The following is a 17,168-nucleotide window of genomic DNA, read 5'->3' as shown; positions in this document are numbered from 1 at the left end:
GCCTAGGACACCGCCCTTTCACGGCGGTAACAGGGGTTCGAGTCCCCTAGGGGACGCCACTTTGTAAATGCTGTACGCGGGAATAGCTCAGTTGGTAGAGCACGACCTTGCCAAGGTCGGGGTCGCGAGTTCGAGTCTCGTTTCCCGCTCCAAATAAACGAAAACGCCGCTCACATGAGCGGCGTTTTCGTTTCCGCATTCCGGGTTCAGACCAGATTGAGCTGGTGGACCGGACCTTTCTCGATGGCACGCTCGGCCATCTCCTTCAGTCGCTTCATGGATTCGGCCGATTCGCGGTCGATCTTGCCGCGCATCACCAACCAGTTCGCAAGCCGCATGGCCAGTCCGGAAAAGCCGTACTCCAGGGTGCGGACGAAGCGACTTCCGCTCGCCGTGCTTTCGCACTCATAGGTCAGCACCAGATTCAGTCCGTGGGTACCCTGCGCGGTGGCGCGCCAGCGGCTGCCGGGGCTGTACTCGGTCACAGCCCAGCTCAAATGCCCAGCGCGTCCACCCGCGTGTATGTCTTCCTCGAAATGGCTGCCGGCCGGCAGAGGTCCGGCGGTGCCGTCCACACGCAGTGAGGAGGGGTGCCATTCCGGCCAGCGGGTGACGGTGGCTGCATAGGCCAGGACCCGCTCGGGGCTGCGGTCGATTTCCACTTCGTGCTGCAGTCGGGTCATGGCGCACTCCTGTTCCGTTGGCTCCCAGTGCAGGCTCCCCTTGAGCCAGTCCATCAGCGGGAAAACCAGGTTGAAGTTGTGGGTCTGCATCAGGTCGCGGCGATGGTGCAGCTCGTGTAGGCGGCGCATGTGGCGAATCCAGGGCAGGCGCGAGATCGGGTGGTCGGCTGGCAGGTGCTCGCAGGCGTGGAAGACCTCGTAGCTCAAGTACCCGGCCAACAGGGTGGTGGAGAACAGCGCGGCGACGTTGGTGTTGACCAGGGACAGCAACCACCAGGCGGCGAACAGGCCGACGCTGTAGAACACGATCAGCCAGGCGGGGAAGAGGATCACCCGCCAATCCCGGGCCGATTCCCAGGTCATTCGCCCAGCGACGAAGAAGCTGTGGTGGTCGCCGGTGTGGCGCTTGTAGAACATCCCGCCAACACGCGTCTTGTGATGGCCCAGGTTCTTGTGGATGGAGTATTCGCCCCAGTTGAAGAACACCAGGGCAGCCGGCACCACCAGCCACTCCCAGGGTTTCACCTCACCCAGGTGGCCGATGAAGAAAGCCAGGCAGGCGACGCCGTAGAGCAGGACGAAGCCGCCATGCAACCAGACGTTGTAGAGGGGGTGGATGCCTGCGCGATAGCGGTCGCGAAACGCCTGGGTGTCGTGGCTCATGGCTGCTCCGGCAGTCTTGTTGGTGTGCCCCGCAGTCTAGTGATGCTCCCCTTCTTTTGAAGCGGGGTTTCCGGTTATTCGTGAATTTTGGCAGAAGTGCCGGCCTTGCGTGGTGCGTGCGAGGTCGGAGTCCGCATGCTGGAAGTAGCGTTCTCAGCTTGCCGTTCAGAGGGTCTTCAGCGGGTCGCCCGACGGGCGGCTCGCGCCGCTCTAGACCCAAGTAGGTAGTGGATTTTTCCAGGGGCTACGGCGCGATGCACTTCGTTAGCTAGCGAACGAAGTGCATTTGGGCCGGTCCTATTTTCCGAGATCGATCGTTGGGTCGTAGCCGTCCAGTCAGTCGAGTTGGCCGAGGAGGCTCCCGCAGATCGTTTCTGTTTTGCCTTTTTTGTTGTCCGGAGTTTGATTATGAAATCTGTTATTGCCCTTGCTTCCGCCCTGACCATCGCCCTTTCGGCCACCGCGGCCATGGCTTCTGGTGGTGCCGATCGTACAACGGCACGCTGGCAGGCCCGCCTGGCACAGGTCCAGCTGAAAGAGCAGAAGCAGCAAGAAGCTGTCGCTGCAAAACAACGCGCCGAACTGTCCAAGCAGGGCTGATTCGAGGCGCTGGCTGGCGTCATTCTTCACGGCCCTCCAGCGCATTTCGCACCCCATCAAAAAAGCCCGCCCGGCAGTGCCAGGCGGGCTTTTTTGCATCTCTCGAATCATCTCGGGCTGGGTGGCGCGAGCGAGAAAGCCTACTCGCGCAGTCGGCGCAACAGCGGCCAGGTGCCGAGCGCGGCGGGTACGCCAAGACCCAGCCAGGACAGGGCGTCCCACCAGCTGTCGCCCACCAGTGCGCTGAACAGGCCCAGGGTGCAGAGCAGGCCGATGACCGTGGGCAGGACGAAGGTCGATTGCCGCCAGTTCATGCCGTTGCCGCCTCGGTCGAGCGCTGCCCGGCGCTGCGGCGCTGGCGAACCCACCAGAGGTACAGGCCGCTGCCGAGCACGATGATGGTGAGGATATCCAGCGCGGCCCAGAGCAATTGCATGGGACGACCACCGTAGTCGCCGAAGTGCAGCGGCTGTGACATCGCCAGGGCGTCCATGTACCAGGGGCGATGGGCCACGGCGGTGACCTCCAGGGTGCGGGCATCGATCAGCACTGGCGTCCACAGGTGGGCGGTGAGGTGCGTGCTGCCGACCATGAATACCGTGTAGTGATGCTCGCTGGAGAAGCGGGTGCCGGGGAAGGCGATGAAGTCCGCCTGCATGCCGGGCAAGGCTTCGGATGCAATCTTCAGGACGTTATCTGCCGGGGCGCGATCGGTGAGCGGCGGCGCATTTCGGTAAGGCTCCACCAGGGCGCTGAGGGCGTCCTGGCGCCAGGCGCTGATCAGCAGGTCGGCGCAGGCGCTGATGACGCCGGTGAGGCCCACCACCAGCGCCCAGGTCAGGGTGACGATGCCGATCAGGTTGTGCAGGTCCAGCCAGCGGGTGCGGGTGGCGCGCTGGTGCCGCACTTCGGCGAACTTCAGGCGGCGCATGAAGGGCGAATAGAGCACCACGCCAGAAACGATTGCGATCACGAAGAGCACGCCCATGAAGGCCAGCAGCAGCTTGCCGGGTAACCCGGCGAACATGTCGACGTGCAGGCGCAGGATGAACATCAGCACGCCGCCGTTGGCAGCCGGCATGGCCACCGGCTCGCCGGTGCGGGCGTCGAGCATGAAGGTGTGGGATGAGTTGGGTTCGGTGCCGGCGGTGGCGGCGGTGATTGCGACCACGCCGTTGGGTTCGTCCTTTTCAAAGCCCAGGTACTGCACCACCTCGCCGGGGCGGTGGCGCTGGGCGGCCTCCACCAGCTGCTGCAGGCCCATATGCGGTGTGTCCGGCGCCATCTCGCGCAGTTCGGGCGCTTCACCCAGCAGGTGTTCCAGCTCGTGGTGGAAGATCAACGGCAGGCCGGTGAGGGCGAGCATCAGCAGGAAGAGGGTGCAGATCAGGCTGGTCCAGGTGTGGACGCTGGACCAGCGACGGATGGTGCTGCTTTGCATGGCGAATCCCTGTTGCGTGGGCTGCCCGCCGGGGCAGCCCTTGTTCGCGATCGCGCGAGGCTCAGAACTTGTAGTTCACGCTGCCGACCACGGTGCGTTCGTCACCGTAGTAGCACCAGTAGCCGTCACAGGTAGACAGGTACTCCTTGTTGAACACGTTCTTCGCGTCCACCGCGACGGAAACACCGCGCAGCGAGCTGTCCAGGCGGCCCAGGTCGTAGTGCACGGAGGCGTCGTAGACGGTGTAGGAGCCGGTGTGGCCCAGCCAGGTGTTGGCGGTGTTGCCGTAGCTGTCGCCGACATAGCGGACGCCACCGGCCACGCCGAAACCGTCGAGGACGCCGCTGTGCCAGGTGTAATCGGCCCAGGCGGTGGCCTGGTTGCGTGGCACCTGGGCCATGCGGTTGCCCTTGTCTGGTCCCTTCTGGATTTCGCTGTCGGTGTAGCTGTAGGAAGCCACCAGCTTGAGGTTTTCGGTGACGTCGGCGGTGGCTTCCAGCTCCAGGCCGCGAATCTCCAGCTCGCCGATCTGGCGGGTCACGCTGCCTTCGGTGACGCTGACGTTGGTCTGGTTCAGGTCGTAGACCGCGGCGGTCAGCATGGCGTCGGTACCGGGGGGCTGGTACTTGATGCCGACTTCGTACTGCTTGCCCTCGGTGGGTTCGAAGGAGACGGTGCTGTCGACGTTGGCGCCGATGGCGGGCTGGAAGGACTCGGCGTAGGAAAAGTACGGGGTGATGCCGTTGTCGAACAGGTAGCTCAGGCCCACGTTGCCGCTGAAGGCAGCGTCCCGCTGGGTATTGGTGGCGTCGTTCTTGTTGAAGAATTCGGTGCCGGTGTGCACCCAGTCTTCACGGCCGCCGAGGGTCAGGCGCCAGTTGTCCAGGGCGATCTGGTCCTGGATGTAGAGGCCGGTCTGGTAGGTCTTCTGGTTGAAGTCCTGCATGGTGAAGTAGGTGACACCGGACATGTCCGCCCCGTAGATCGGGTTGTTCACGTTGATCGGTGGTACACCCATGCCGTAGAGCCAGCGGTAGTTGGTGTTCGCGCGCTGGTGATCGAGGCCGAGCAGCACGGTGTGGTCCAGCTCGCCGGTGCTGAAATCGGCCTGGAAGTTGTTGTCCACGGCGAACTGGCTGATGTCTTCGTCGACGATGCCGGATTCGCGGTTGACGTTGCCGTCGGCGTCGATGCTGTTGAAGGTGGCCACGTTCACCGCCTGGAATTCCAGGTCGCTCTTGGTGTAACGCAGGTTCTGGCGGAACTGCCAGACATCGTTGAAGCGGTGTTCGAAGGAGTAGCCCAGCGCGTAGTAGGTGCGGTCGTAGAAGTCCCAGTCCGGCTCGCCCAGGTTCTTGTGGTGGGAGATATCACCGAAGGGCGAATCGATCTTGGTGCCTTGCAGCGGCAGGAACTGGCCGGTGATGCCCGTATCGTCGCGGGTGTACTGCGAGAGGAAGGTCAGGCGGGTGTCTTCGTTGATGTTCCAGGTCAGGCTGGGCGCTATGTTGTAGCGCTTGTCCGGGATGTGATCGATGGGAGTGTTGCTGTCGCGCACGGTGCCGCTGACGCGGTAGAGGAACTGGCCCGCATCGTCGATCTTGCCGGTGCTGTCGAAGTTGATCTGCTTGTGTTCGTTGCTGCCGGCCTGCAGCTCCACCTCATTGGCCTGTTCCTCCTGGGGGCGGCGGCTGACCATGTCCAGCAGGCCGCCGGGCGGGGTCTGGCCGTAGACGGAAGAGGCCGGGCCACGCAACACGGCGATGCGCTCCAGGTTCCAGGGCTCGATCTTCGGGTTGGCGAAGGAGCCGACCGGCAGCGGCAGGCCATCGAGGAACTGGGTCGGCACGAAGCCACGCACCTTCAGCCAGTCGGCGCGGGAATCGGAACCGTAGCCGCTGCTCATCACGCCGGCGGTGTAGCGCAGCGAGTCATTGAGGTTGAGGGTGGGGCGCGAATCCAGTTGCTCGCGGGTGATCACGGAGATGGAACGGGGAATCTCGTTGATCGCGGTGTCGGTCTTGGTGCCGGCGGCGGTGCGGCTGGCGACCATGCCGGTGGTGGGGCCCCAGGCGGTTTCGTAGTTGCGGCTGCCGTCGATGTTCACGTCCGGCAGGTTCATTACCTCGTCGGCCAAGGGCGCCAGGCTGTAGCTGTCGGCGCCGTTCTGCACCAGGCGCAGGTTGCTGCCCTGCAGGGCCTGGGACAGCGCCTGCAGCGGGGTGAGCTCACCCTGTACGGCGGGCGCGGTACGGCCGGCGGTCAGGGCCGGGTCGATGCTGATGACGATGCCCGCATCCGCTGCGATTCGATTCAGGGTGCTGGCCAGCGAGGCGGACGGCAGTTGGTAGGTCTCGGCCAGTACCTGGGTGGACAGGCCGCCGAGGGTGACGGCCAGCGCCAGCAAGGTACGTCGGAACGGGGCGGAAGCAAGGTGCATTGCGAACATCTCCTAAGTGAGAAATCGTCTCAATGCCTTCTTGCCGAGCCAGAATCGAAAAGTGACAGGGGGACGGAGAAAAATTTTCTGGCCCGTCCCTGGACTCATCTTGTGTGGGGCGAATGGACCTTTTCGGCCGTTTTCGTCGTTGTGCTTGAGGTTTTTTGTGGTGCGGGTCGAGGCACGCAGCCCATCGATGGACTGATGGGCTGCGTTCGGGTCTAGTCCTTGGCCGGTACCACGCGCACCCACCAGTCGCTGAAGCGCTCGATGCGCACCGGCAGGCTCGGAGGCAGGGCGGCCAGGGCCTTGTCGCTGTCGTTCAGCGGGAACACGCCGCTGATGCGCAGGTTGGCCAGGGTCGGGTCCAGGCCCAGGTAGCCGCTGCGGTATTCACCCAGGCTGTCGATCAGCTCCGCCAGCGGCATGTCGTCGGCCACCAGCATGCCGTGGCTCCAGGCTTCGGCTCCGACCGGCGCGGCTTGGGTTGGGCCGAGGTGCTGGCGGTCGATGCGTACCTGTTCGCCGGCCTGGATGATGCGCTCGCCGGACGCGCTGCGCGGCTCGGCGGCGACCGCCGATTCGAGCACGATCAGGCGGGTCGAATCGCCCTCGCGTCGCACCAGGAAGCGGGTACCCAGCGGCTGCAGGCGACCCTGGTCGGTATAGACGAAGAACGGGCGCGAATCGGCGTGGCCGGTCTTCACCAGGATTTCGCCGCTACGCAGGTAGAGCCGGCGCTGCGGGCCATCGAAGTCGATATCCAGCGCCGTGCGGCTGTTGAGCTGCACGATGGTCTTGTCCGCCAGGCGCAGTTCGCGATGTTGGCCGCTGGTGGTCATTTCATCGGCCAGGTAATCACCGAGGGGGCGCTGCTGGGCCAGCAGGCCGAGCCCCAGGCCCACCGCCAGTACCAGGGCAAGGGCGTTGCCGGCGACACGATGCAGGCTGCGCCGACGCACGCCACCGCTGCGCAGCAAGGCGCGACGGGCGTGGCCGGGAGCGGCGGCTGAGAGGTGCTGGTCGATGCCCGCCAGTTGCTGCCAGACCTGCGCGTGTTCCGGGTGCGCTCCCAGCCAGCGGCGGAACTCATGGCGCTCCTGGTCGGTGGCCTCGCCGGAATCCAGGCACAGTTGCCAGGCGATGGCCTCATCCAGCGCGCGTGCAGAAACCCGGCTCATACCGGCTCCCCGTACAGGGCGATGTAGCACTGGCGCATGCCCTGGGCCAGGTATTGGCGAACCCGTGATGGGGAAACGCCCAGGCGCTCGGCGATCTCGGCGTGGCCAAGCCCGTCGAGGCGGTTATAGAGGAAGGCGGCGCGCGCCTTGCTGGATAGCTGGCCGAGTAGGCGATCGATCTCCCGCAGGCTTTCCAGGATCAGTGCCTGGTCCTCGGGGCTCGGGTGCAGGTCCTGCGGGGCTTGGGCCAGTTCTTCCAGGTAGGCGCGTTCCAGGTCGTTGCGGCGGAACTGGTCCACCAGCAAGCCGCGGGCGATGGTCGCCAGCAGGGCGCGAGGCTCGCGGGGCGGTTGCAGATCGGCGCGGGCGAGCAGGCGCAGAAAGGTGTCCTGGCTGACGTCTTCAGCGCGGTGGGGGCATTGCACCGTTTTGCGTAGCCAGTGGAACAGCCAATCACGATGGTCTCGGTAAAGCAGCCCTACCAGATGCGGGTTCGCGGGATCACCGGCCGACACGCTGACCTCATTGAGAATAACTGGGAAAAGTGTTTAAGAATTATTCGCAATTATGACAGAGGCTGGCGCCGTGCCGCAATCGGCTTGGGGCGGTGGGCGATGGATGGCGGTGCGGGGGAGAAAGGCGGGGAGGGGCGGCACAGGCGCCGCCCCGGAGGGCTCAGTGCTTGTTGCCGTCTGCCGGCAGGGCGAGCAATTGCTTTTCCTGGTTCCAGTCGAAGGGCTCGTCGTTCTGTTCGGCCTCGTAGCGGCGCTCATCGAGACGTTGGTAGAGGTCGATTTCTTCATCGGGCATGAAGTGCAGGCAGTCGCCACCGAAGAACCAGAGCAGGTCGCGCGGCACCAGGTGGGCGATCTGCGGATAGCGATGGAAAACCTGGCCGATCAGGTCCTGGCCCAGGTAGAGGCTGCCTTCCGGGTCACGCGGCAGCTCGCTCATCAGTTCGTCGAAGCGCTCGACGAAGAGGGCGTGGTTCTCCTCGGGAACCTGTTCGGCCTCGCCCAGGGCGACCAGGATGCTGCGCAGGTGGGCGAGCAGGGCGATGTGGTGGTCGAGGTAGGGATTGGCCATGGCGGATGTCCTGAAGCTGAATCGGGCGCGGGAGTATAAGGCCCCGCGCGCCCGCTGTCGTGCCCGCGGGAATCAGCGGATGCCGCCCTCGCGGAGGTGCAATTCCTCCTTGGCGAAATCGTCGACGTCGATCACCCGCCGCCGGGCCGCTTCGACGGCACGGACCTGTTGCGCGTCCTCCGCATCCAGCAGGTCTGCCGCCAGGGCTGCGTCCACCAGCGGCTCACCCGGTGCAGGTCGCAACTGGCCGGATTTCAGCGCCGCTTGAAGCTTGTGCAGCAGGGGGCGGCTGCGGCCGATCTGGTCGATGGCGACTTGCAGGGCGCCTACCGGGTCGTCGGCGGATTGCGGGCGGTAGCAGCCGGTCAGCAGTTCCTCCAGCGCCGGGTCGCCTCGGTCGCGACCGATCACCCCGGCGACCTCGGCGTCCAATGCGTCCGATGGGCCTGGATGGCGACGGCCGAGGGGGAACACCAGCACCCGCAACAGGCCGCCCGCGATGGCGTTGGGGAAGTTGTCCAGCAGTCCGTCCAAGGCCGACTCGGCCTTGCCCAGGCTTTCCTCCAGGGCCCAGCGCACCAGGGGTTGCAGGTGCTCGGGATAGTCGCGGTCGTGGTAGCGCTTGAGTGCCGCCGAGGCCAGGTAGAGATGGCTGAGGGCGTCGCCGAGGCGCGCGGACAGCCTCTCCCGGCGTTTCAGCTCGCCGCCGAGCAACAGCATGCTGCTGTCGGCGAGCAGGGCGAAGGCCGCGGCCAGGCGGTCGAGGGCGCGGAAGTAAGGGCGGCTGAGGTTGTCGCCGGGAGCATCGCCAATGCGCCCCAGGCTCAGGCCCAGCAGCAGGCTGCTGGCGGCATTGCCCACGGTGAAACCGATGTGCTTGAGCAGCAGTTGGTCGAACTCTTCCAGGGCCTGGTGGCGATCTTCACGGCTGGCCAGGGCCATTTCCCTGAGTACGAACGGATGGCAGCGGATGGCCCCCTGGCCAAAGATCATCAGGTTGCGCGAGAGGATGTTGGCGCCTTCCACCGTGATGGAAATGGGGGCGCCCTGCCAGGCGCGACCGAGGTAGTTGTTCGGGCCGAGGATGATGCCCTTGCCGCCGTGCACGTCCATGGCGTGGCCGATGCATTCGCGGCCGCGCTCGGTGAGGTGGTACTTGAGGATGGCCGAAAGTACCGAGGGCTTTTCCCCCAGGTCGACTGCACTGGCGGTGAGGATTCGCGCGCTGTCCATCAGCCAGGCGTTGCCGGCGATGCGCGCCAGGGCTTCCTGAACCCCTTCGAATGCTGCCAGGGGCACATTGAACTGCTCGCGGATGCGGGCGTATTGGCCGGTCACCAGGCTGGTGAACTTGGCCGCGCCGGTGGCCGCTGCCGGCAGGGAAATCGAACGGCCCACCGAGAGGCAGTTCATCAACATCATCCAGCCTTTACCGAGCATGGCCTGGCCACCGATGACGAAGTCCAGCGGCACGAACACATCCTTGCCGGAGTTGGGGCCGTTCATGAAGGCGGCGCCGAGGGGCAGGTGGCGCCGGCCGATCTCCACGCCGGGGGTGTCGGTGGGGACCAGCGCCAGGCTGATGCCGAGGTCTTCCACGTCCCCCAGGAGGTGCTCCGGGTCGTAGGCCTTGAAGGCAAGGCCGAGGAGCGTGGCTACCGGGCCGAGGGTGATGTAGCGCTTCTCCCAGGTCAGGCGCAGGCCGATGACTTCCTCACCCTGCCACTGCCCCTTGCAGACGATGCCCAGGTCCGGCATGGCGCCGGCGTCCGACCCGGCCAGCGGACCGGTCAGGGCGAAGCAGGGGATGTCCGCGCCGCTCGCCAGGCGCGGCAGGTAGCGCTGGCGCTGCTGGTCGGTGCCGTAGTGCAGTAGCAGTTCGGCGGGGCCGAGGGAGTTGGGCACCATCACGGTGGACGCGAGGTCGGCACTGCGGGTCGCCAGTTTCATTGCCACCTGGGAATGGGCATAGGCGGAGAAGCCCTTGCCGCCATATTCCTTCGGGATGATCAGGGCGAAGAAGCCGTGCTGCTTGATGTGCGCCCAGGCCTTGGCTGGGAGGTCCATCTGCTGGCCGATCTCCCAGTCGCTGACCATGGCGCAGAGTTCCTCGGTGGGGCCATCGAGGAAGGCCTGTTCTTCCTCCGTCAGCTGCGGGCGGGGCGAATCCAGCAGCTTGCGCCAGTCCGGCCGGCCGATGAACAGCTCGCCATCCCACCAGACGGTGCCGGCCTCGATGGCATCGCGCTCGGTCTCCGACATGGGCGGCAACACCCGCTGGAACCAGGCGAACAGGGGGGCGCTGAGCCAGCGGCGGCGCAGTTCCGGCATTGCCAGGGGCAGGGCGGTGGCGAGCCAGCCCAGCCAGAGCAGGAGCAACAGCCAGCCCGGGGCGTGGCTGAAGAAACCCATCAGCAGCAGGAAGCCGGCCACCAGGCCCAGGGCGGGAAACGGCGCGGTACGGCGATGGGCGAGGCAGGCGATGCCCAGGGCCAGGGTGAGCAACCAGAAGAACAACATGAGCGATCCTCCTTGATGGTGGCGAGCGCGCCACGAGCCTGGTCACCAACCAGGACCATGGCGACAGGAGAGCCAAACTTGGCCGGAATGTCGTGTCCGCAGGGAAAACGGGCTGGATAGACTGGGCGCCATGTCCGCAGGAGATCCCCCATGCAGCACTATCTGGAACCCGGCCGCTTCGTTGATAGTGACCACCCCCTGGTGGTCGAGTTCGCGCAAAGACACCGTGGCACCAGCCGCGACCCCGTCGATACGGCCGTCAGCCTGTACCTCGCGGCGCGCGACGAGGTTCGCTACAACCCCTACGTGTTCAGCCGCAATCCCGAGACCCTGAAGGCCAGCCATGCCCTGGCGGCGGGGGAGTCCTACTGCGTGCCCAAGGCGATCCTGCTGGCTGCTTGCGCGCGGCATTGCGGTATTCCCGCGCGCATCGGCCTGGCCGATGTGCGCAATCACCTGGCCACGCCCCGGCTGCTGGAACTGCTGCGCAGCGAGGTGTTCGCCATGCACGGTTACACCGAGCTGTACCTCGAGGGTCGCTGGGTCAAGGCCACGCCGGCCTTCAACCTGGCGCTGTGCCGGTTGTTCAACGTGGCCCCGCTGGAGTTCGACGGGTACAGCGACAGCATCTTCCATCCCTTCAATAACCAGGGTGAGCGCTACATGGAGTACCTGGCGGACCACGGCCAGTTCGCCGATCTGCCTGAGGCGCTGTTCTTCGACCACCTGGAGACTGTCTATCCGCACCTGTTCCAGGAAGGCTCGTTGTTCCTCTCCGGCGACCTGCACGCCGAGGCCGCCGCAGCGAGCTGACGCACAGTTTCATAAGTAAAGTTTGCCGGGCGCTTTGCCATCGCCCGGCCTGCCAGTAGCATCGTCGCATTGCACAGGGAGCGACGAATGCGAACCAAACTGGATGCCTGCCTGCACGCGGTCAATCAGGTGCTGTTGGGCAAAGAGGCACAGGTACGCCTGGCCCTGACCTGCCTGCTGGCCCGTGGACACCTCTTGATCGAAGACCTGCCCGGCATGGGCAAGACCACCTTGGGCCATGCCCTGGCCAAGGTGCTGGGGCTGAGCTTCCAGCGCATCCAGTTCACCTCCGACCTGTTGCCCGGCGACATCCTGGGTACCTCGGTCTTCGACAAGGACAGTGGCCAGTTCGTCTTCCACCCCGGCCCGGTGTTCGCCGAGCTGGTGCTGGCCGACGAGATCAACCGCGCCACGCCCAAGAGCCAGAGCGCATTGCTGGAGGCCATGGAAGAGGGGCAGGTGACCATCGAGGGCGCGACCCGGCCATTGCCGGAGCCCTTCTTCGTCATCGCCACCCAGAACCCGGCGAGCCAGGGCGGCACCTTCGCCTTGCCGGAGTCGCAGCTGGACCGCTTCCTCATGCGCTTGTCCCTCGGCTATCCGGCCAAGGCGGCGGAGAAGGCGTTGCTGCAGGGGGAGTCGCGCCGCGAACTGTTGCCGCGCCTGGAACCTGTCTTCACCCATGCCGAACTGGGTCTGATCCAGGCCGAAGTACCCAAGGTGATAGCCCGCGATGCCGTGGTGGACTACGTGTTGCGCCTGGTGGATGCCACCCGTAGCCAGCCGCAGTTCGCCTGGGGACTGTCGCCGCGCGCCAGCCTGGCGCTGCTGTCTGCCGCCCGTGCCTGGGCGCTGTTGGCGGGGCGCGATTACGTGATTCCCGAAGACGTCCAGGCCGTACTGCCCTCGGTCGTGGGCCACCGCCTGCGCGAGCGCGCTGATCCCTCCGGCCACGGTGGCGGCGCGCTGGTGCAGTGGTTGCTGCGCGAAGTGCCGGCGCTCTGATGCTGGAGGTCCAGGTCGACCGCTGGCTGGCCCGGCGCATCCCGCGGGCCAATCAGGTGCGCCTCGACCAGCGGCGCATCTTCATACTGCCGACCCGTGCCGGCGCCGCCTTCGGAGTGGCGCTGGTGCCCATGCTGCTGGTGGCGATCAATTACCAGAACAGCCTGGCCTACGGGCTGACCTTCCTGCTGCTGTCGGTTTTCCTGGTGGCCATCCTGCATACCTTCCGCAACCTGTCGGGGCTGAACCTCAAGGCGGCGGGCGGTGCCCCGGTATTTTTCGGCGAACAGGCGCACTTCCACGTCACCCTGGAAAGTACCCGCCGTGAACACCAGGCCATCGCGATTGGCTGGCCACCCTTGCCCTTGCAGGTCCAGGACGTGGCGGCCAAGGGCGCCTGCGACGTGGAGCTGCACCTTCCCACCGAACGTCGTGGCTGGCTGCGACCCAGGCGCCTGCGGGTCGAGAGTCGCTATCCCCTCGGGTTGCTGGTGGCCTGGAGCTGGGTGGACCTGGATCAGGCGCTGCTGGTCTACCCGCGTCCGCTGGAGGGCGACCTGCCGTTGATACCGGGACGCGGCGAAGATGACGGTGAAGACGGCCAGCACGTGCTCGGCGCCGGAGCGGACGACTACCAGGGTTTGCGTGCCTATCAGCCAGGCGATTCGCGCCGGCGCTTGCACTGGAAGGCCTATTCGCGAGGGCAGGGCCTGTTCGTGAAGGATTTCGCCGCACTGGCCGGGCGTGATCTCTGGCTCGACCTGGACCAGATGAACGGTGACCTCGAAGAGCGCCTCAGCCTGTTGTGCCATTGGGTGTTGCAGTTCTCCTCCCGTGGCCAGCCTTTCGGCCTGCGGCTGGGCGGGCAGGAGTTGGCACCGGAGACCGGGGACGCCCACCGCGAAGCCTGCCTCCGTGCCCTGGCCCTGTTCGGGACGCCGCGATGAAGTCCAGCCTGCCCATCACCCGCATCGGCCTCACCTGGCTGCTGGTGGCGCAGGTGCTGGTGATCCTGCCACTGCTGCCGCACCTGCCGCTGTGGATCATCGCCATGTGGCTGGGGTGCGCCGGCTGGCGCATCCAGATCTTCCGCATGCGCTCCCGGTACCCCAGTGGCCTGGTCAAGGCCGGGCTCATCCTCGCCGTGGCCCTGGGGGTGTTCCTGTCGCGGGGCACGCTGGTGGGGCTGGAGGCGGCCGTCGTGCTGCTGGTGGCGGTGTTCATCCTCAAACTGGTGGAGTTGCGCAGCCAGCGCGATGCGCTGGTGCTGGTCCTGCTGGGGTTCTTCACCCAGGTGACCGCGTACCTGTTCAACGACGGCATGCTCGCGGCCCTCTACAGCCTGCTTCCTCTCTGCGCCTTGCTGGCCGCCCTGGTGGGGTTGCAACAGAGCCGCTTCGCGGAGCATCCACTGGTGCCGTTGAAGGCCGCCGGCAGCCTGCTCTTGCAGGCCGCGCCGTTGATGCTGCTGCTGTTCCTGTTTTTCCCGCGCCTGGGCCCGCTCTGGTCTTTGCCGCTGCCCAACGACAAGGGCGTCACTGGTCTGGCAGATGCCATGAGCCCGGCGGACGTCGCCGAACTCAGCCGTTCCGGCGAGTTGGCCTTCCGTGCCAGCTTCGAAGGCACGGTACCGCCCATGAGCCAGCTCTACTGGCGTGCGCTCACCCTGGAGCGCTTCGACGGCCGCCGCTGGTCGCAATCGTTAGGCTCTCAGTTCGGTCCGGCGGCGGACTGGCGCAAGGAAGGCGAGCCGCTGCGCTACAGCATCGTCATGCAACCCAGTGGACGGCCGTGGCTGTTCGGGCTGGATGTAGCCGAAACCCGCGACCAGGACGTGCGCAGCCGGGCCGACTTCCGTCTGGAGCGCCGCAAGCCCGTGGATCGCACATTGCTCTACCAGGTCACGTCCTGGCCTGGGGCGGTGCGCGAGCCGGCGGGAAACCCGGAGGCATTGCGTCGGTCCCTGCAACTGCCGGAGCAGGGTGAGCCCCGCGCTCGGGCCTGGGCCGCCGAGCTCAAGCGGCAACATGCGGACCCGCAACGACTGGTGGACGCACTGTTGGCGCATTTCAATCGTGAGCCCTATGTCTACACCCTGAAGCCGCTGCCCCTGGGGGAGGACAATATCGATGCGTTCCTCTTCGATACGCGACGGGGCTTCTGTGCGCACTACGCCGGCGCCATGACCTTCGTCCTGCGCGCGGCCGGCATCCCGGCGCGTGTGGTGGCTGGCTACCAGGGCGGCGAACTCAATCCCGCCGGCAACTATGTGCTGGTGCACCAGTTCGACGCCCATGCCTGGGTGGAGTACTGGCTCCCGGAGCGTGGCTGGATCAGCGTCGACCCCACCTTCCAGGTGGCGCCGAGCCGCATCGAGCGCGGTCTGGAAGAGGCTCTATCCGGCGAGCAGAGCTTCCTCGAAGGCTCGCCCTTGTCCCCCTTGCGCTATCGACAGGTGTCCTGGCTGAACCAGGTGCGGCTGGCCTGGGACAACCTCAACTACGGCTGGCAGCGCTGGGTGCTGGGTTATCAGGGGGAGGCCCAGGTGGAGCTGGTGCAGCGCTGGTTCGGTGCCCAGGACGGCCGCGTCCTGGGCGTCGGGCTGGTGGGCGCCGGGGCAGTACTGATGTCAGTACTGGCGCTGTTCCTGTTCGCGCCCTGGCGCCGTGAGCGTGACCCGCAGTTGCGCCAGTTCCAGACGTTCGAGCGCTTGCTGGCACGCCATGGCGTGTCGCGCGGAACGGGGGAGGGGCCGCGCGCCTTCGCCGAGCGCGCCAGTCGCGAGCTGCCCCGGCAGGCCGAGCAGATCCGTGCCTTCGCAGCTGCATTTGAAGCCAGCCGCTATGCCGCCCACCAGGGGGCCGACCCGCAGCGAATGCTGAGCGAGTTGCGCAAGTCATTGCCCTGGCGCCTGCGGGGCGTACGCGGATGATCCATGCTGAGTAATACGCTGCCCGTCCGGGCCGGATCGCTGGAGAGACGCCAGATGGCCGCATTGCTGGACGACCTGATCGCTCAGGTCATTGCCCTCGAGATTCGTCTGCGCGCCTGTACCGAGCGTCTGGTGGCGCGTACCGATGACGAGGCCTTGCACGACCTGCGGGTGGCGACCCGGCGTTTGCGCAGCCTGTTGCACCCGCTGCGCGGCCTTGCGGCGGTGGACGTGCTGGACCAGGCGGCGACCGACCTGGCGAGGCTGAGCAGCCCGTTGCGGGATCTGGAAGTGCTGATCATCGAACTGCGCAGTCATCGCCTGGAGCGGCTGGTCCCGGATCGCGAGCGGGCGCTGCGCAGCGGCTATGCGCAGTTCTTGCTAGCGCCGGAGTTGACGCGCCTGTTGCTGGTGCTCGAAGCCTGGCCTCACCTGATGCGGGTGTGTGATCGCGAAGGCCTGGTGACGGGGCTGCGCAAGAAATCCGAGAAATTCCTTGGCAAGAGTCTCCGTCAGGTCGAGCAGGCCCTGCGCGCCCCGGCCCATGACCGCCATCGCCTGCGCCTGCTGATCAAGCGCCTGCGCTATGGCCTGGACGCTTACCCGAATCTGGTCGAACTGTCCCCTCGGACCCGGCAGCTGCTGGTGGGTGCGCAGACCGCCCTGGGCAACTGGCACGATCACGTCCAATGGCTGGCCCGCGCGGAAAACGAGCCAGACCTGCGCCCCCGAGTTCGTGCCTGGCAGGTGGCCATGCATGCTGCCGAAGTCCGTTCGGACCGGGTGCTGGAGAAGTTGCTGCGCCGTCTTGGTTGACCCTGCCTTGGCTGTTCTCCCCTTTGCCTTGGCGTAGCAGCCCTGCGACGCGCCTTTCGGGCCGGCGCGGCAATGCCCTAAGATCGCCGCCTGGGCGTTTGACTACAGGGATTTCAGATGATTTTTTCCGAATTGATCCAGGCGGCTCGCAGCAATCCGAGCGAAATTGTGGTGCCCGCTACCTGGGGGCAGGGACGGGCGGCCTTCGGTGGCGTGGTCGCTGCACTGGCGTTCGAAGCCATGCGCGCAAAGGCCGAGCCGGGCCGGCCGGTGCGCTCCCTGGCCATGACCTTCGTCGGCCCATTGGAGCCGGAGGTGCCGGCCAACTTCGAGGCTGAGCTGCTGCGCGAAGGCAAGGCAGTGAGCCAGGTGTTCTGCCGCGTGGTGCAGAAGGGCCAGGTGGTAGCGCTGGTGCAGGGCAGTTTCGGTGGTTCGCGCCAGTCGGTTGTGCAGCTGGAAGCCGAGCCCGCCCCTGAGATGAAGCCGGTCGCCGACTGCTTCGAACTGCCTTTCATCCCCGGTGTTACCCCGGAGTTCACCCGCCACCTGGCCATGCGCTGGTCCATTGGCGGGCTGCCGTTCTCCAACAGCCGCGAGCGCGACATGGGGGGGTGGGTACGCTTCCGTGGCGACGTGGTTAAAGAGGCGATTACCGAATCCCATCTGCTGGCCCTGGTGGATGCCTGGCCGCCGGCTACCGTGCCGCATCTGCCTTCCCCCGCGCCGGGCAGCACCCTGACCTGGACCATCGAGTTCGTGCAGCCACTGCCGCAACTGGATACCCACGACTGGTGCAAGTACCGCGCGCGCATCGAACATGCCCGTGACGGCTATGGCCATGCGGCGGCGGCTCTGTGGACCCCCGACGGCGAACTGGTCGCCATGAGTCGGCAGACGGTGGTGGTGTTCGGCTGATTGCACGATGCGCCTTTCCGTAGGTTGGGCCGGGCGGCGTTCCGCGAGCGCAGCGAAGCCCAACGTGGCGCGG

Annotated in this window: 15 protein-coding genes and 1 tRNA gene; 7 read left to right on the top strand and 9 right to left on the bottom strand. The window is 66.1% G+C overall.

Annotated features, from left to right (window positions below):
* Positions 1–76 precede the first annotated feature (76 nt).
* Positions 77–152: transfer RNA gene (locus E8E91_RS14050), tRNA-Gly, on the top strand.
* A gap of 54 nt (positions 153–206) precedes the next feature.
* Here the strand turns inward: E8E91_RS14050 and E8E91_RS14045 are convergent.
* From E8E91_RS14045 to E8E91_RS14005, 9 genes are all read right to left on the bottom strand, one after another.
* The gene (locus E8E91_RS14045) at positions 207–1,346 is read right to left on the bottom strand and encodes an SRPBCC family protein (protein ID WP_280376256.1); all 1,140 of its coding nucleotides are present in this window, start codon (positions 1,344–1,346) and stop codon (positions 207–209) included.
* Between the two features lie 336 nt (positions 1,347–1,682).
* The gene (locus tag E8E91_RS14040) at positions 1,683–1,976 is read right to left on the bottom strand and encodes a hypothetical protein (RefSeq protein ID WP_280376255.1); all 294 of its coding nucleotides are present in this window, start codon (positions 1,974–1,976) and stop codon (positions 1,683–1,685) included.
* Between the two features lie 110 nt (positions 1,977–2,086).
* Complete coding sequence (locus tag E8E91_RS14035) at positions 2,087–2,260, bottom strand: hypothetical protein (protein WP_280376254.1); 174 nt, start codon at positions 2,258–2,260, stop codon at positions 2,087–2,089.
* A complete protein-coding gene (locus E8E91_RS14030; protein ID WP_280376253.1) occupies positions 2,257–3,387 on the bottom strand; it encodes a PepSY-associated TM helix domain-containing protein in 1,131 nt (376 codons plus the stop codon). The genes E8E91_RS14035 and E8E91_RS14030 overlap by 4 nt, the downstream gene beginning before the upstream one ends.
* Before the next feature lie 61 nt (positions 3,388–3,448).
* The gene (locus E8E91_RS14025; RefSeq protein WP_280376252.1) at positions 3,449–5,827 is read right to left on the bottom strand and encodes a TonB-dependent siderophore receptor; all 2,379 of its coding nucleotides are present in this window, start codon (positions 5,825–5,827) and stop codon (positions 3,449–3,451) included.
* A gap of 221 nt (positions 5,828–6,048) precedes the next feature.
* Positions 6,049–7,008, bottom strand: coding sequence for a FecR family protein (locus E8E91_RS14020; RefSeq protein ID WP_280376251.1), 960 nt, complete (start codon positions 7,006–7,008; stop codon positions 6,049–6,051).
* The gene (locus tag E8E91_RS14015; RefSeq protein ID WP_280376250.1) at positions 7,005–7,523 is read right to left on the bottom strand and encodes an RNA polymerase sigma factor; all 519 of its coding nucleotides are present in this window, start codon (positions 7,521–7,523) and stop codon (positions 7,005–7,007) included. The genes E8E91_RS14020 and E8E91_RS14015 overlap by 4 nt, the downstream gene beginning before the upstream one ends.
* A gap of 160 nt (positions 7,524–7,683) precedes the next feature.
* Positions 7,684–8,094, bottom strand: coding sequence for a PA2817 family protein (locus E8E91_RS14010; protein ID WP_280376249.1), 411 nt, complete (start codon positions 8,092–8,094; stop codon positions 7,684–7,686).
* A 72-nt stretch (positions 8,095–8,166) separates the two neighbouring features.
* Positions 8,167–10,614: an acyl-CoA dehydrogenase gene (locus E8E91_RS14005; RefSeq protein WP_280376248.1), complete on the bottom strand. Its 2,448-nt coding sequence runs from the start codon at positions 10,612–10,614 to the stop codon at positions 8,167–8,169.
* A gap of 150 nt (positions 10,615–10,764) precedes the next feature.
* Here E8E91_RS14005 and E8E91_RS14000 point away from each other — a divergent pair, with 150 nt between their 5' ends.
* The 6 genes from E8E91_RS14000 (at position 10,765) to E8E91_RS13975 (ending at position 17,095) form a co-directional block, all read left to right on the top strand.
* A complete protein-coding gene (locus tag E8E91_RS14000; RefSeq protein ID WP_280376247.1) occupies positions 10,765–11,427 on the top strand; it encodes a transglutaminase family protein in 663 nt (220 codons plus the stop codon).
* Positions 11,428–11,514: 87 nt separating this feature from the next.
* Positions 11,515–12,432 carry a MoxR family ATPase gene (locus tag E8E91_RS13995; RefSeq protein ID WP_280376246.1) on the top strand — a complete coding sequence of 306 codons (918 nt, stop codon included), beginning with the start codon at positions 11,515–11,517 and terminating at the stop codon, positions 12,430–12,432.
* Positions 12,432–13,379: a DUF58 domain-containing protein gene (locus tag E8E91_RS13990; protein WP_280376245.1), complete on the top strand. Its 948-nt coding sequence runs from the start codon at positions 12,432–12,434 to the stop codon at positions 13,377–13,379. Before E8E91_RS13995 ends, E8E91_RS13990 begins: the two co-directional genes overlap by 1 nt.
* Complete coding sequence (locus E8E91_RS13985; RefSeq protein ID WP_280376244.1) at positions 13,376–15,364, top strand: DUF3488 and DUF4129 domain-containing transglutaminase family protein; 1,989 nt, start codon at positions 13,376–13,378, stop codon at positions 15,362–15,364. Before E8E91_RS13990 ends, E8E91_RS13985 begins: the two co-directional genes overlap by 4 nt.
* Before the next feature lie 54 nt (positions 15,365–15,418).
* On the top strand, positions 15,419–16,180 hold the full coding sequence (locus E8E91_RS13980) for a CHAD domain-containing protein (protein WP_280376243.1): 762 nt from the start codon (positions 15,419–15,421) through the stop codon (positions 16,178–16,180).
* A 117-nt stretch (positions 16,181–16,297) separates the two neighbouring features.
* On the top strand, positions 16,298–17,095 hold the full coding sequence (locus E8E91_RS13975; protein ID WP_280376242.1) for a thioesterase family protein: 798 nt from the start codon (positions 16,298–16,300) through the stop codon (positions 17,093–17,095).
* Positions 17,096–17,168 lie beyond the last annotated feature (73 nt).

The sequence above is a fragment of the Pseudomonas sp. BN515 genome (assembly GCF_029873155.1).
Lineage (GTDB): Bacteria > Pseudomonadota > Gammaproteobacteria > Pseudomonadales > Pseudomonadaceae > Metapseudomonas.
Note: the sequence above shows the minus strand (reverse complement) of the source record. Positions and strands in the feature narration are given on the sequence as shown.